The 13278-nt window shown below is 63.8% G+C and carries 15 protein-coding genes; 3 read left to right on the top strand and 12 right to left on the bottom strand.

Going from position 1 to position 13278, the window contains the following annotated elements; all coding sequences use genetic code 11:
• Positions 1–9 precede the first annotated feature (9 nt).
• A complete protein-coding gene (locus tag B3M53_RS01635) occupies positions 10–678 on the top strand; it encodes a hypothetical protein (RefSeq protein WP_286799550.1) in 669 nt (222 codons plus the stop codon).
• Here B3M53_RS01635 and B3M53_RS01640 read toward each other — a convergent pair.
• The 4 genes from B3M53_RS01640 to B3M53_RS01655 are packed head-to-tail and all read right to left on the bottom strand — an operon-like array spanning position 665 to position 4712.
• Positions 665–1591, bottom strand: a complete 927-nt coding sequence (locus B3M53_RS01640; RefSeq protein ID WP_286799551.1) for a lysophospholipid acyltransferase family protein — start codon at positions 1589–1591, stop codon at positions 665–667. The genes B3M53_RS01635 and B3M53_RS01640 overlap by 14 nt on opposite strands.
• A 9-nt stretch (positions 1592–1600) precedes the next feature.
• Positions 1601–2611 carry a tetraacyldisaccharide 4'-kinase gene (lpxK, locus tag B3M53_RS01645; RefSeq protein ID WP_022701610.1) on the bottom strand — a complete coding sequence of 337 codons (1011 nt, stop codon included), beginning with the start codon at positions 2609–2611 and terminating at the stop codon, positions 1601–1603.
• Positions 2608–3885, bottom strand: a complete 1278-nt coding sequence (locus B3M53_RS01650; RefSeq protein ID WP_022701611.1) for a 3-deoxy-D-manno-octulosonic acid transferase — start codon at positions 3883–3885, stop codon at positions 2608–2610. The genes lpxK and B3M53_RS01650 overlap by 4 nt, the downstream gene beginning before the upstream one ends.
• Entirely contained in the window at positions 3882–4712 is an 831-nt protein-coding gene (locus tag B3M53_RS01655; RefSeq protein WP_022701612.1) for a lysophospholipid acyltransferase family protein, read from the bottom strand. Before B3M53_RS01655 ends, B3M53_RS01650 begins: the two co-directional genes overlap by 4 nt.
• A 20-nt stretch (positions 4713–4732) precedes the next feature.
• On the opposite strand from B3M53_RS01655, the gene B3M53_RS01660 reads away from it, so the two are divergent.
• Positions 4733–5395 carry a fused DSP-PTPase phosphatase/NAD kinase-like protein gene (locus B3M53_RS01660; protein ID WP_022701613.1) on the top strand — a complete coding sequence of 221 codons (663 nt, stop codon included), beginning with the start codon at positions 4733–4735 and terminating at the stop codon, positions 5393–5395.
• 54 nt (positions 5396–5449) lie between these two features.
• Positions 5450–6229 (top strand): FkbM family methyltransferase, encoded by a 780-nt coding sequence (locus B3M53_RS01665; RefSeq protein WP_286799553.1) that lies wholly within the window; start codon positions 5450–5452, stop codon positions 6227–6229.
• A 228-nt stretch (positions 6230–6457) separates the two neighbouring features.
• Here the strand turns inward: B3M53_RS01665 and B3M53_RS01670 are convergent, their stop codons facing one another.
• The 8 genes from B3M53_RS01670 to B3M53_RS01705 form a co-directional block, all read right to left on the bottom strand.
• Positions 6458–8113 (bottom strand): ABC transporter ATP-binding protein, encoded by a 1656-nt coding sequence (locus B3M53_RS01670; RefSeq protein ID WP_286799555.1) that lies wholly within the window; start codon positions 8111–8113, stop codon positions 6458–6460.
• A gap of 143 nt (positions 8114–8256) precedes the next feature.
• Positions 8257–8499, bottom strand: a complete 243-nt coding sequence (locus B3M53_RS01675) for a DUF4170 domain-containing protein (protein WP_160092153.1) — start codon at positions 8497–8499, stop codon at positions 8257–8259.
• A 21-nt stretch (positions 8500–8520) separates the two neighbouring features.
• Positions 8521–9294, bottom strand: a complete 774-nt coding sequence (locus tag B3M53_RS01680; protein WP_022701617.1) for a 3'(2'),5'-bisphosphate nucleotidase CysQ — start codon at positions 9292–9294, stop codon at positions 8521–8523.
• Positions 9294–10673: a TldD/PmbA family protein gene (locus tag B3M53_RS01685; RefSeq protein ID WP_273020903.1), complete on the bottom strand. Its 1380-nt coding sequence runs from the start codon at positions 10671–10673 to the stop codon at positions 9294–9296. The genes B3M53_RS01680 and B3M53_RS01685 overlap by 1 nt, the downstream gene beginning before the upstream one ends.
• 57 nt (positions 10674–10730) lie before the next feature.
• On the bottom strand, positions 10731–11126 hold the full coding sequence (locus tag B3M53_RS01690; protein WP_022701619.1) for an MAPEG family protein: 396 nt from the start codon (positions 11124–11126) through the stop codon (positions 10731–10733).
• A gap of 24 nt (positions 11127–11150) precedes the next feature.
• The gene (locus B3M53_RS01695) at positions 11151–11816 is read right to left on the bottom strand and encodes a DsbA family oxidoreductase (RefSeq protein ID WP_273020901.1); all 666 of its coding nucleotides are present in this window, start codon (positions 11814–11816) and stop codon (positions 11151–11153) included.
• A gap of 37 nt (positions 11817–11853) precedes the next feature.
• Positions 11854–12822: a GGDEF domain-containing response regulator gene (locus tag B3M53_RS01700; RefSeq protein WP_273020899.1), complete on the bottom strand. Its 969-nt coding sequence runs from the start codon at positions 12820–12822 to the stop codon at positions 11854–11856.
• Positions 12823–12896: 74 nt separating this feature from the next.
• A complete protein-coding gene (locus B3M53_RS01705; RefSeq protein ID WP_273020897.1) occupies positions 12897–13223 on the bottom strand; it encodes a flagellar basal body rod C-terminal domain-containing protein in 327 nt (108 codons plus the stop codon).
• Positions 13224–13278: the final 55 nt, after the last annotated feature.

Genomic DNA, 13278 nt, shown 5'->3' on the forward strand with positions numbered 1-13278 from the left:
GGGTGGTAAGTGGAAAAGGTTGGATCAAGCTTGCTAGCCGTATTCCACTCGCAAGTGGACCTCTATGAAAGACTAGTTGTTCCGCTTGGTTGGCAAATTACCATGATTGTCCTCTTCGTTTCTCTTCGAAGACCAATCAAGGACTTAATTGATCGGATCGAGGGATTTAGTTGGAAGGGATCGGCAGTTAATCTGGCGTCTAAAGAGCATAATCGTGCAAAACAGCAGGAAATATCCAAGCCATTAAGTGAAGAATTAGCGCATGAGAAAGACCCAACTCTCAAGCATATTTACGACGCTCTCATGCACGAGGTTGAGCAGAAAAATTTCGTTCGAGAAAAAGAGGTTTTAGTCGATCAGATTGCCGTAGAAAGACGGGCAAATTTTTCCAACCATTTGTTGCGGTTAATTTATTTAAGTCAACTTGAGTTATTTTTTTATATGAGAAATGAAGGCTATGCTTCTGATGCGGTAGTCTTAAACTATTTTAACTCGCATAAATCTAAAGCGCCAAAGGGTTTAGTGTACAATGATGTAGAAAGCTGGCTTTGGTTTTTGAGAAGCTACAATTTAGTAACTGGAACTGTGAATAGATTAGAACTTACGCCTTGGGGGGAAAGTTTTGTTGCTTTTTGCCAGCAGATTAATTTGAACACTAAGTCAATTATTTTTCCCTAAGCCCCTCCGTCTTCGCCTTCTTGTATAGCGGCTTTTCAAACCGGCGATGCACCCAGAACCATTGGCTGGGGGCTTCGCGGATGCGATCTTCGATGAAGCGGTTGATGGTGGTGACGGTCTCAAGGATGGCCGCCGCGTCCTGACCGTCGGGCTTGGGCAGGGGCTCGTAGATCGTCACCTTGAACCGGGCGCCGTCCTTGCGCACCACATTCATCGGCACCAGCGGACAGTCATAGCGCAGCGCCATGCGCGCGGGGCCGGCGGCGGTCATGGCGTCCCGACCGAAAAACGGCGCGGCGATGCCGTCATTCATCTTCTGATCGTTCATCAGCCCGACCGAGGCGCCGGCTTTCAGCGCCTGCATCAGCTCCTTGGCGCCATGGCCGCCCTTGGGGGCCAGGATGTTGACGCCATAGGCCTTGCGCTGGTCGATGATGCGTTTGTCGATCAGCGGGTTGTTGGCATGGCGATAGGTGATGCGGCAGTCTTTCATCTGCTGCACGATGGTCGCCGCGAGCATTTCCCAATTGGCGAAATGGCCGCCCACCAGCACCGCCGGGCGCCCCTGACGGTCGAGTTCGGCGAGGATGTCCGCGCCCACCACTTCGACCTGATCGCTGCCGGGGCTGAAATCAAAGCGGTGCATGTTGGGGAACTCGCCGACCACGCGGCCGAAATTGTCCCACATGGCGTCCAGCAATCCGTCGATTTCACGCTCTGACGCTTCGGGAAAGGCGATTTGCATGTTCACGCGCGCCACGTGATGCACGGACACTTTCGGCCCCAATGTGCGCAACAGCTTGGCGCCATAGTCCGAGGCGCGCTCCAGCCCCATGGAGCGGAACAGGCCCTGATAGGCGTCCCAGCCCAGGGCTTCGGCGCGAAAGCCGATGGATTTCATCAAATCTGACATGGCTCTGGCTTAGCGGGAGTTGGCGAAGGAATCCATGGCCTGATCAATCAGCGCGTCCAGCCGCGCCTCATCCTTGAACACGGCGCGCACAGGCCAGGCGATGACGGAGCCCTTCACCCCGCCGGGCAGGCGCACATGGTCTTTCTCGGTGGTGATCAAGGTGGCGTTATGGCTTTCAGCCAGATCGGCCAGTTCCTCGATCTCACCACGGGTGAAGGCGTGGTGATCGGGAAAGCTCGCCGTGTCGGCCAAAGTCCCGCCGGCCGCTTCCAGCGCATCGTAGAATTTCTGCGGACGTCCAATCCCGGCGAAGGCCAGAAGCGGACCTGAGGGCGGCGCGGCTTCCGGCGCCAGCCAGGCGGTCAGCACCGGGATTTCAAGATCTGAAAGCTGAAGCTTGTCCAGGTCGGGCGTGAACTCGGCGCTGGGGCACATCACGATCACCGCGTCGGCGCGCGCCAGGCCCGCCTTGACCGGTTCGCGCAACGGCCCGGCGGGAAAGATCGTGCCCGGCCCCCAGCCGGTCACCGCGTCCACCACCACGATGGAGAGCGTTTTTTCAAGGCTGGGGTTCTGATGGCCGTCATCCATGAGGATGAGGTCGGCGCCCTCCTGAGCGGCCATCATCGCGCCTTCGGGGCGGTGGCGAGCCACATAGACCGGCGCCAGCCGAGAGAGCAGCAGCGGCTCATCGCCCACATCCGAGACGGAATGCAGCTTGGCGTCGACCTTCACAGGTCCCGCCAGCTTCCCGCCCCAACCGCGGCTGAGCCCCGCCGCTTTCAGCCCTTTTTGACGGGCGGCGCGCATCAGGGCGGCGGTCACCGGCGTCTTGCCGACCCCGCCCACCGTCAGATTGCCCACGCAGATCACTGGCGCCGGGGCGGGCGCAGGCGTTGTGGTGCGGAGGCGGCGCGCCCCGGCCCAGGCGTAGAGCGCCCCCAGCGGCGAGAGCAGCGCGCGGGTCAGCGCGGCGGAGCTGCGCGGGGCGGTGTCATCCCAGAAGGGCGGCGCTCTCATCCTTTGGGTCCTTGGTCGAGAAGTCGGTTCAGATGGGACAGGGTGAGGGGCAACGCGCCGCCGGGCAAGGCGTCGAGCGCCGCCCGGGCGTTTTCGATCATCCTGCCGCCATCGCTCCAGCCCTGGCGGATTTGCGTTGCGACCTCGTCCGCCGTGTGCGCGACGCTGCGCGCGTCATGGGCGTCATAGACCGCGTAGACATCCGCAAAGCTGTCCACATAAGGACCGGTCACGACCGACGCGCCCGCGCGGCTGGCCTCGATCGGATTATGCCCGCCAATGCCGTCCATGAAACTGCCCGCGATCACTGCAACCGGGCACAGCGCATACCACAGCGCCATCTCGCCCAGCGTATCGGCCAGCCAGACCTGCACGCTCTGAGGCGTTTCGCCCTTGGAGCGCTGGGCGAAGCTGAGCCCCGCCGCGTTCAGGATATCCGCCACTTCGCTAGCGCGCTCGGGATGGCGCGGAACCAGGATCATCAGCGCGTCGGGCTGGTCTTTCAGCAGAGCTGCATGGGCGTTGGCGATCAGCGTTTCCTCGCCCGCATGAGTGCTGGCGGCGACAAAGACCGGACGGTCGCCGATCAGCGCCTGACCCTCAGTCAGCGTCTCGGGGTCGGGTGCGGGCAGGCCGCATTCGAGTTTCAGATTGCCGGCGTTCGTGATCGGCTGGCCGGTGAGTTTGGACAGACCGTCCGCCGTGCGTTGGTCCGCAGCGCCGATCCAGTCAAATGCGCCCAGAAGCGTGCGGGCGCTTTGGGGCCAGCGCGCCCAGCCGTCCAGTGATTTCTGGTTCATCCGCGCATTCATCAGCGCCAGCGGCACGCCGCGCGCTTTCGCGGCGAGGATGAGGTTCGGCCAAAGCTCGCTTTCGGTGAACACAGCCAGATCGGGACGCCAATGATCGAGAAAGGCGCTCACCCAGTCTGGCGCATCCACGGGCGGAAACTGATGGATCAGCCGATCCAGGCCGCGTCGCGCGATGAGGTTTGCAGAGGTGAGCGTGCCCGAGGTGATCAGCACATGGGCGTTCGAATGCTGAGCGAGCAGGGCTTCAGCGACCGTCAGCGCCATCTGGCTTTCGCCGACGCTGGCGGCGTGCAGCCAGATCAGCCGGCCCTCGGGTCGCGGCAGTCCCGCCTGTCCCAAGCGTTCGGTCAGCCGGTCTGGATCTTCCTTGCCGGCGCGGGCTCGCCGGTTCAACAGCCAGCGCGCCGCCGGCTTCAGGGCGGTGGCGGCGGCGCGATAGAGAGACAGGCCGGCCGCACTCATGCCGCGTCCTGTTGGGCGTCCGGGCGCGGCGCGGCGATGATCGCTTCGCCCCGGCAGGCGAGATCAGCTTCCATATTGGCGCTGATCATGCGCGCCTCCAGCGTGGCGCGGGCCTCTTCCAGCTGATCCTTGTCCGCGTCCTTGGCGATCCGGACAGGCTCGGCCCAGACGATGACGCCCTTGCCAAAGGGCAGCGGCAAGACGAACCGGTCCCAGCTCTTGAAGATGATCGCGTTGGAGGTGGACCAGCCCAGACCCAGAATGGGCGCGCCCGTCGCGCGGGCGAGTTTCACCGCGCCGAGGCCAGCGCGCATGCGCGGCCCGCGCGGCCCGTCCGGGGTCAGCGCCATGCAGCCGCCGCCTTCGACCCAGCGGACCATTTCGCGAAACGCGCTCAGCCCGCCTTTCTGCTTGGTCTTTTTCTTGTTGCGCGATGAGCCGCGCACGACTTCCACCTTGTGATGGGCGGCGACCTTGGTGACCACATCGCCTTCGCGAGAACGGGAGATCAATATGGCGGGCGGCTGCACGTCTTTGGGCCAGGCGGCGATGGTCATCAGGATCCGGCCATGCCAGACGCCGCAGATCACGCCGTCCCCGCCCGCCCAGATCTGTTCAGCGTGTTCGCGCCCGCGCACCTCCCAGCGGGTGGTGGCTTTGACAAGGCTCATATAGCCCGCCAGCAACGCGGCGATCAGCGCTTGAACGGGGGCCGAAGAGAGGATGGACTTCAACATGGTCTGCGCTGGATCGCCGCCCCGGACCGATCCGTCAAGCGTTCCGTGCGCGTCAATCGCACGCAACAGGTCATTGCAAGCTGTGCTCAAGCGCCTTACTTCAGCCCGCCATGACTTATGATTTGAACGATCCGGCGGATTACAAGCGCGCGATGAAGGGCCTGATGTGGGGCGATCATGGCGTGCTGCGCCAAAGCTTTCACAACATGCACCGCGTAGGCGGCGAGATGTGGCGCGGCAATCAGCCCAGCCCCAAGCGGCTGAAAGCGCTCAAGGATATGGGGTTCAAGACGATCCTCAATCTGCGCGGGACCCAGCCGGGGCGGCATTATTATGATCTTGAGCATCATACCTGCGCCGAGCTGGGCCTTGAGATCGTCGACCTGCCCTGGGGCTCGCGCGAGGCGCCGTATGTGGAGCGCATCGAGCATCTGATCAAAGTGTTCGACGAGATCGCCTATCCCGCCTTCATGCATTGCAAGTCCGGCGCGGACCGGGCGGGCATCGTGGCGGTGATGTACAAGCTGCTGCACGAGAAGGCCCCGTTTGAAGAGGCGGTCGAGCAGCTCTCGTTCAAATACGGCCATATCAAGCAGGGCAAGACCGGCATGCTCGATCATTTCTTTGACCTCTATCGTCAGAGAAACGCCGCGTCGCCGATCGAGTTTCTGGACTGGGTGCGCACCGAATATGACCGCCAGGCGTGCCATGACGGCTTCATGGCCAGCTGGTGGGGCTCGGCCCTGACCGAGAAAATCTTGCGCCGCGAATAGCTTGAGGTTGATGGCGCACCGCTTGCATCTTCTGGATGCAGGAGGGAGCGCCTCATGCCGATCACCAGCCATGTCCGGGCTTTGCAAAGCCGGTTTCCGCGATTTGTCGACGCCAAGGCGAGCGCCCAGCGTTTCATGCGCCGCACGCTGCGCCGTCCGTTCGAGCGCGAATTCTCGCTGCTCTCACGCTGGCGGCCCGATCCGGGCGAGGTCTTCATTGATGTGGGCGCCCATCGCGGCCAGAGCGTGGACGCCATACGGCTCTATCAGCCCAACGCCCTGATCCATGCGTTTGAACCCAATGTGCCGCTGGCGTGTTCGCTGGCGACCCTGTTTGACGATGATCCTGCGCTGGCGGTCTATGCCTGCGGGTTAAGCGACAAAGACGAGGCGCGGCGGCTGTACGTGCCGGTCTATCGCAGCTTTGTCTATGACGGGCTGGCCTCCTTTGATCCTGACCAGGCGGGCGGCTGGCTGAGCGAACACCGGGTGAGCGGGTTTGATCCTGATCAGCTGGAAATGATGGCCGGCGAGGCGCGCACCTTCACGCTGGATATGCTGGGGCTCAATCCGGGGTTTCTGAAGATTGATGCGCCAGGCTGGTTCGCCTCGGTGGTGCGCGGCGCGAAAGAGACGCTTCAGCGCTGCCGCCCTCTCATCCTGATGCAAACCAACGAGCTCGCCGATCAGGCGCTGACCGAAGAGCTGGGCTATACCCGCGCCGCCTTTGACGGCGACCGCCTGCGTCCGGGCGAGGAAGGCCGCGAGAACACGGTCTATGTGCCCGGTGAGCGGGTGGGGGATTTGAGACGCTGCGGGTTGTGGCCGGCTTGAATGTCTCTTCCTCCTCTTTCCCCGCGCAGGCGGGGATCCAGAGCCGTATGCGCAGCGTGAGATGATCTCTGGGTCCCGGCCTTCGCCGGGAAAGAGGGATTTGTACGCCTCGAAATGTGGATGAAACCCCGGCCAAGCGCAGCGCCGAGCCGGGGCCTCCATAAGGATAAGGCGCTTCAAGCGGAGGAAGGTCCCGGACCGCTCCGCGTCCGGTAATTCAGGAACTGACTACCCGTCCGCGAATTGCAGCGCGCTCAATTGCGCGTAGAGGCCGGTCTGGGCGATCAGGCTGTCATGGTCGCCGCTTTCCACGATCTCGCCCGCCTTCATGACATAGATGCGGTCCGCCTTGCGCACGGTGGCGAGGCGGTGGGCGATGACGATGGTGGTGCGGTCGCGGCTCAGCTCATCAAGGGCGTGCTGGACCCGCGCTTCGGACTTGGCGTCGAGCGCGCTGGTGGCTTCGTCGAGCAACAGGATCGGCGCATCTTTCAGGATGGCGCGGGCGATGGCCACGCGCTGGCGCTGACCGCCGGAGAGGTTTGAACCCTTGGGCCCGGCTTGCGTGTCATAGCCGCTCGACAGGCCCAGAATGAAGTCATGGGCGTCGGCGGCCTTGGCGGCGGCGATGATCTCGTCATCCGAGGCGCCGAGCTTTCCGAGCGCGATATTGTTTCTGATCGTGTCGTCAAACAGGGTCACCTCCTGGCTGACGAGCGCCAGTTGGCGGCGCAGCGAGGAGAGCTGGGCCTGGGCGATGTCCTGACCGTCGATCTCGACCGAGCCTTCACGGGGATCATACAGCCGCGCGATGAGGTTTAGCAGCGTCGTCTTGCCCGAGCCTGACGGCCCCACCAAGGCGATCGTCTCGCCCGGCTTGGCGTCCAGCGTGATGTGCGACAGCGCATCCACGCCCGGCTCGTACTGGAAGCTGACATCATTGACGCGCACATGGCCGCCCGTGAGGACGAGGGGTTTGGCGTCGTCGGCTTCGGTGAGCGTGGGCTGTTCATCGAGCAGGGCGAAGACCCGGTCGAGCACCGCGAAACCTTCCTGCAGCACGCCCGAGAGCGAGGCGAGGGCGCGGATGGGCGAGCTCATCACGCCAAAGGCGACGATGAAGCCGAGAAGGTCCGACAGTTCCGTCGCGCCGTTCAAGGCGCGCCAGCCGGCGAAGCCGAAAATCACCGCCAGCGCGACGCCGGCGGCGACTTCCATGATCGGCTCGATCCGGGCGCGTTGGGCGACCATGGCGAGCAAAAGCTCAAAGCGCTGCTGGAAGCGGCCCTTGGCGCGGGTCTGCGACCAGTCTTCGAGCGAGAAGGTCTTGATCATCCGGGCGCCGGAAAAGCCTTCTTCGAGAAAGCTCGACACATCGCCCATCTGGTCCTGAATGTCGCCCGAGCGCTTTCTGATCGCCTTGCCGATGACGGTGATGGGATGGCCTGCGAGCAGCAGCACGGCGAGCACCACCAGCGTCAGCGCCCAGTCGAGCCAGAACAGCACCGCAAGACAGCCCACCACGGTCAGGAAATCGCGGGTAAGATTGTTGGCGGCGCGGATCAGTCCCTCGCGCAGCATGGTGATGTCGTTTGTGAAGCGCGAGATGATCGCGCCCACCGGCTCACGCTCCAGCCTTTGGAAATCGGCGGTGATCAGCCGGTCGAACATGGCGACCTGAAGATCACGCATGATCGCCAGCGCCAGCCGGTTGGTGGCGAGGTTTTGCAAAAACAGGCTGACCGAGCGCACGATCACCGCGCCCAGGATCAGCGCCGGCGCCAGCCAGAGCACGCTGGGGTCGCGGTTTTCCAGAAGGCCCGACGCCTGTTGCACCACGACGCCATAGCCTGACGCCGCCGCCGCCGTGATGGCGGCGAGCAAACTCGCCCAGGCCAGCAGGGCTTTATGCTTGGTGATCTGCTCGCGCCATAACCGCGCCGCCAGCGCAAAGGAGCGCGCGCGTTGAGGCTTGGGCGCGCCGGGCAGGGCGCCGTCGGTTGCAGGCGGGTCAGCAGACAGGGCGCTTAGTCCTTTTTGGACGGATCCAGCATCTTGTGCGCGTGGATCACGAAATAACGCATATGCGCATTGTCCACGGTGCGCTGGGCGGCGGATTTCCACGCTTCGCGCGCAGCGTCGTAATTGGGATAGGCGCCGACGAAATCGACCTTGGTGAGGTCTTTGAATTCGGGTGCGCAGGGGCCGATATCTTTCAGCTCGCCGCCAATCACCAGATGGAGCAGTTGTTGTTCAGAGGTTTCGGTCATGGGGAGTCTCCCGAAAGGACGTTATGGGGTCTGCGTCAAGCGCTCTAATAACAAGGCGTGCAGCACCGGGCCAGCCGCCAGAGGCGGGTCCTGAACAGCGCTCGTCCTGTTATAGTACATTGGCTCGCCTTTCGACGAAGTGAAGACGCCGCCTGACTCCTCCACCAGTAAATGACCCGCCGCCAGATCCCAGTCCCACTTAGGTCGGACCGCCACCACCGCGTCCGCTTCGCCCTCAGCCAGTCGGCACAGGCGCAAGGCCGCGGAATTGACGGTGTGCGCCTCGGCGCCGAGCGCGCGCAGATCCGCCAGCCGTCCGGGGTCGCCGATCAGCCGCGCGTCGGTGATCCGGTCATGGGTGCTGATGGCGAGCGGCGCGCCATCCTTGCGTGCGCCATGGCCCAGGGCGGCGTCATACATCGCATCGGCGCTGGGGTCGTAGATGGCGGCGGCGACCGGGCGGCCATCCTCCACCACGGCGCAGGAGATGACGAATTCGGGCTTGTTCTTCAGGAAGGCGCGAGTGCCGTCGATGGGATCAATCAGAAAGCTGCGCTTGGCGGTCAGCCGGGACTGGTCGTCCACGGTCTCTTCCGACAGCCAGCCATAGTCAGGCCGCGCAGCTTTCAGACGTTCCTGAAGCAGGGCGTCCGAGGCGAGATCCGCTTCGGTGACCGGATCGCCGGGCAGTTTCTCCCAGTCGCGCATGCCGCGCGCCCGAAAGGCCAGCACCAGCTCGCCTGCGGCGCGCGCCGCATCCGCCAGCAAGTCCCGGTCTGCGCGCGGGTCGTACATCAGCGCCCGCCGATGGACAGCGCATCCACCAGAACGCTGGGCGCGTTGATGGCGCTGTCAAACTCCAGATCCGAGCCGGGGACAAGCCGCGCGAAGATATCCAGCAGATTGCCCGCCACGGTGATCTCGCTGACGGGACCGGCCAGCTTGCCGTTCTCGATGGCGTAACCCGCCACGCCCACCGACCAGTCGCCGGTGTTGGCGTTCAGCGACGGACCGAACATTTCACTGACCAGAACGCCGGTTCCGGCGGCCTCGATCAGGCCGTCGCGGTCCAGCTCGCCCGCGCTCAGATGCACGTTGGAGGCGCCGACGCCCGGCGCGCCGCCGAGATTGCGCGACGCGTGCCCGGTCAGCTCCAGACCCAGCTGGCGCGCGCTCGAGGCGTTCAGAAGCCAGGTGGTCAGCATGCCGTCTTCGATCAGGGCGCGCGGTTTGCAGGAGATGCCTTCCGCGTCCACCGCACGGGCGCCGAAGCTCCAGTCGCGCAGCGGGTCCTCGATCACGTCCACGCCTTCGCTGAACAGACGCTCGCCCATCTTGTCGCGCAGGAAGGACGTGCCGCGGGCGATGGCCGGGCCGGAGATCGCGCCGAGCAGCGAGGAGATGAAGGTGGTTGAGACGCGCTTGTCGAACACCACCGCCATCTTGCCGGTCGAGAGTTTTTCCGCGCCCACGCGGCTGACCGCGCGTTCGCCGGCGCTGAGGCCGATCTCCTGCGCGGTCTTGAGATCGGAGCGGCGACGGGCGGCGTGGGTGTCGTAATCGCGCTCCATCGCGCCAGACGCATCTTTGGCGATGGCGGCGACGCCCAGCCCGCAGCGCGATCCCAGACGGGCGCGTTCAAATCCGGTGGAGGTCACGAAGGCCGATCCGCCGACGCCCGCGCTGGCGCCGCAGCCTGAGGTCATCGCCACGCCTTTGACGCCCAGGGCGGCCGCTTCCATCTCAAGCGCGGCGGCTTCCAGTTGCTCCGGCGTGAAGTCCGACGCTTCATAGGTGGCGATGTCGGGCAGGGTGCGGGCCAGTTTTTCAGGCTCGACCAGACCGCAATACGGGTCTTCCGGCGCGGCCTTGGCCATCGCCACCGCACGTTCGACGGCGAGGCTCATCCCTGCTTCGGAAAGATCAGAGAAGGCGACGCCCGCCTGACGCTTGCCGATCAGAACGCGCAGGCCTGCGTCACGGGTCTCGCTGCGTTCGACGGTTTCCAGCTTGCCCTCGCGAACGCCCGCTTCGATGGCGCGCGATTCAGACAGCAGGGCCTCGGCGTCCTGAGCGCCGGCCGCCTTGGCGCGGTCGACCAGCTCATGAGCCAGGGAAAGAAGCGAACGGGTGTCGGGCGCGCCCAGGCCGGCGCTGGCGTTTTGATCGGTCATACCGATCCCATAACGTCAACACGGCCCCGAGCGCAACGCGTCAGATCGGCTGAAGGCTCAGCCCGTGACCGCATGAAGGATCAGACCGACCGCCAGAACCGCATAAATGGTCATGGTCAACAGGGCGCCGAGAAAGCGACCGATATTGGGTCCGTCCTGGGTGGCGACGCCCCAGCCATGAATGCCGCGCGCGACCGTCAGCGTTACACCGACAGCGTGAATCGCCATGACCGGCGCGCCGATCAGCGCCATCACCACCAGAGCGATCAGGACGCCCGGCGTCCATTCCGCGCCGTTGGCGTGGGCGCGGCAGGCGCGTTCAAGGTCGGGGCTGTCGCCCATCCCCAGGCTGGTCTTGGTGCTGAGCCGGTACCGGACCACATTGGCCCCGAGGATCAGCAGAATCAGTAGGTTGAGGCCAACATAAAGGCTGGCGACTTGCATTGCGGTCATGGATTTCCCCCTGCGGCGCGCCGGTTATCCGGCGTCGTCATTATCCTGTGGCAGGCTGGCGGCCTGCCGGATCGCGTCCGCCAGAACTTCAGGCGCCTCGGCGCCGGAGACTGCGAACTGTCCGTTGAAAATAAAGCACGGCACGCCCTGAACGCCTAGCCGACGATAGAACTGCTCTTCGTCCAGAACCGCCTGGCTGTCCTGATCTGATTGCAGCAGGGAGGCGACGATGTCGGCGTCCAGACCGATCTCGCCGGCCAGCTGCGAAAGGATGGCCGGATCGCCAATGTCGAGATGGTCATCAAAGAACGCCTTGTGCAGGCGTTCGGACGCGGCCTCGCCCAGATCCTGACCTTGCGCCCAGCGGATGACGCGATGCGCGTTAAGCGTGTTGGGCCGCATGGGGATGCCGGAAAAGCGGAAGTTGATCCCGGCGGCGGGGCCGGCCTGTTCAAGATGCTCACGCATCATCTTGAAGCGGTCGTCCGGGCCATCGCCGAACTTCTTTTTCATATAGTCCTTATAGGCGACGCCGCCGGGCGGGATCGCGCCGTCCAGCTGAAACGGACGATACAGGGTTTCGGTCTGGATCTCGGGAACCAGCTCGCGGGCCTGATCCCAATAGCGCAGGCCAAGCCAGCACCAGGGGCAAACCACGTCAGAGACGATATCAACGGAAACTTGGGTCATGGCCGGACCCTAGAGCGTTCGCACCAGCTCGAAAAGATCAGCCGATGCAAACCTGATTGCGACCGCCTTCCTTGGCGTCATAAAGGCCGCCGTCGGCGCGTGCGAGCATGTGCTCGCCGGTCGAGTTGAGATCGCCGGGGTTCAGAACGGCGAGCCCCAGCGAGGCCGTGACGGGGATGCGCTGTCCCACATCGTTCTCCACATGCATGGCCTGGACGGTCTCGCGCAGGGTTTCGCAGGTCTGGCGCGCTTGCTGCTCATCCTGACCGGGCAGAACAACGGCGAATTCCTCGCCGCCCAGTCGGCCCAGCATGGCGGGCGGGCGGAGCTGGGCTTTGAGCTGGCGCACGGTCTCGATCAACACCCGGTCGCCGCTGGCATGGCCATGGGTGTCATTGATCTTCTTGAAGAAATCAAGATCAACCATGCCGACGCTGAACGGCAGCGCCTGGTCGAGCGCTTTCTTGTGTTCGCGCTCCAGCGTGCGCATGAAGACCCGGCGATTATACGCCCCGGTCAGTGCATCCGTCTCCGCTTCGTTCCGCATGCGCTGGGTCAGGCGCACAATGCGCGACGCCGCGCGCAGGCGGGCTTTCAACTCGTTGGGATCGAGCGGTTTCGTCAGATAATCGTCAGCGCCTGAATCGAGCGATTCAGCGAGCTTGTCCTCCTGGCCTGACGCGGTCAGCACCATGGTGTGAACATGCTCGGTCTCGGGGTTGGCCTTGACCAGCCAACAGCTCTCAAGCCCGGAGAAATCGGGCAACTCGATCGCTGTCATGAAAATGTCGGGCGGGTTGTCGGCCAGCTGTTTGAGGCTGTCTTCGGCATGACCGGACGAGCTGGTCTCAAAGCCGGCTTCGCCCAGCATGCGGCACAGAATGGCGCGCTGAACCCGGCTGGCTTCGCAGATATGGATATGCAGCCGATCTTCGCCGGCATCCAGGACGGGCGCCGACACATTGGGGGATGCACCCGCAGCAGGGATGGATTCTGACACAGCCATGGGGGCACACTAGGCGTGAAGCCTTAACGGCTTCCTGAGCATCGGCGGAGTTACTGCAGTCAGTTCGCGCTGATTTACGCTTTAGCGTCCAGCAACTTACCGATCATCTCATCGGCCGTGCGAATGACGCTGACGGCGGCGGAGGCCTGGTGTTCAGCTTTGATCATATCGACCATGGCGGTGACATAGTCATCGTCAAAAGAAGAAACGCGCCCGCCGGGTCCGGCGGGTGGTGGGGGGGCGTCGGATCGCCCGGCAGGCGCGTCAGGAGCTGAAGCGCTTTGGGTAAGCGCGGCAGGGATGGTCGATGGGCGAACGCGGTTGACCATGCCTGCCGCAGCATACAGCCGCGCTGTGGCGGCTTGGAAGGCTTGTACGCCGGATGAGAAAACCGAGTTCATACCCAGACCATGCGCCCAACATCCGGAAATTGCACGCGGAACTGGTAATGTGAGT

This window comes from Oceanicaulis sp. UBA2681, from assembly GCF_002354675.1.
Classification (GTDB): Bacteria; Pseudomonadota; Alphaproteobacteria; order Caulobacterales; family Maricaulaceae; genus Oceanicaulis; species Oceanicaulis alexandrii.

Coding starts and splice junctions, on each gene's coding strand:
- B3M53_RS01640 (WP_286799551.1), bottom strand. CDS start 1,591: ATGTCAGATTTGATGAAATCCATCGGCTTTCGCGCCGAAGCCCTGGGC.
- lpxK (WP_022701610.1), bottom strand. CDS start 2,611: ATGAGAGCGCCGCCCTTCTGGGATGACACCGCCCCGCGCAGCTCCGCC.
- B3M53_RS01650 (WP_022701611.1), bottom strand. CDS start 3,885: ATGAGTGCGGCCGGCCTGTCTCTCTATCGCGCCGCCGCCACCGCCCTG.
- B3M53_RS01660 (WP_022701613.1), top strand. CDS start 4,733: ATGACTTATGATTTGAACGATCCGGCGGATTACAAGCGCGCGATGAAG.
- B3M53_RS01665 (WP_286799553.1), top strand. CDS start 5,450: ATGCCGATCACCAGCCATGTCCGGGCTTTGCAAAGCCGGTTTCCGCGA.
- B3M53_RS01675 (WP_160092153.1), bottom strand. CDS start 8,499: ATGACCGAAACCTCTGAACAACAACTGCTCCATCTGGTGATTGGCGGC.
- B3M53_RS01680 (WP_022701617.1), bottom strand. CDS start 9,294: ATGTACGACCCGCGCGCAGACCGGGACTTGCTGGCGGATGCGGCGCGC.
- B3M53_RS01685 (WP_273020903.1), bottom strand. CDS start 10,673: ATGACCGATCAAAACGCCAGCGCCGGCCTGGGCGCGCCCGACACCCGT.
- B3M53_RS01690 (WP_022701619.1), bottom strand. CDS start 11,126: ATGACCGCAATGCAAGTCGCCAGCCTTTATGTTGGCCTCAACCTACTG.
- B3M53_RS01695 (WP_273020901.1), bottom strand. CDS start 11,816: ATGACCCAAGTTTCCGTTGATATCGTCTCTGACGTGGTTTGCCCCTGG.
- B3M53_RS01700 (WP_273020899.1), bottom strand. CDS start 12,822: ATGGCTGTGTCAGAATCCATCCCTGCTGCGGGTGCATCCCCCAATGTG.
- B3M53_RS01705 (WP_273020897.1), bottom strand. CDS start 13,223: ATGAACTCGGTTTTCTCATCCGGCGTACAAGCCTTCCAAGCCGCCACA.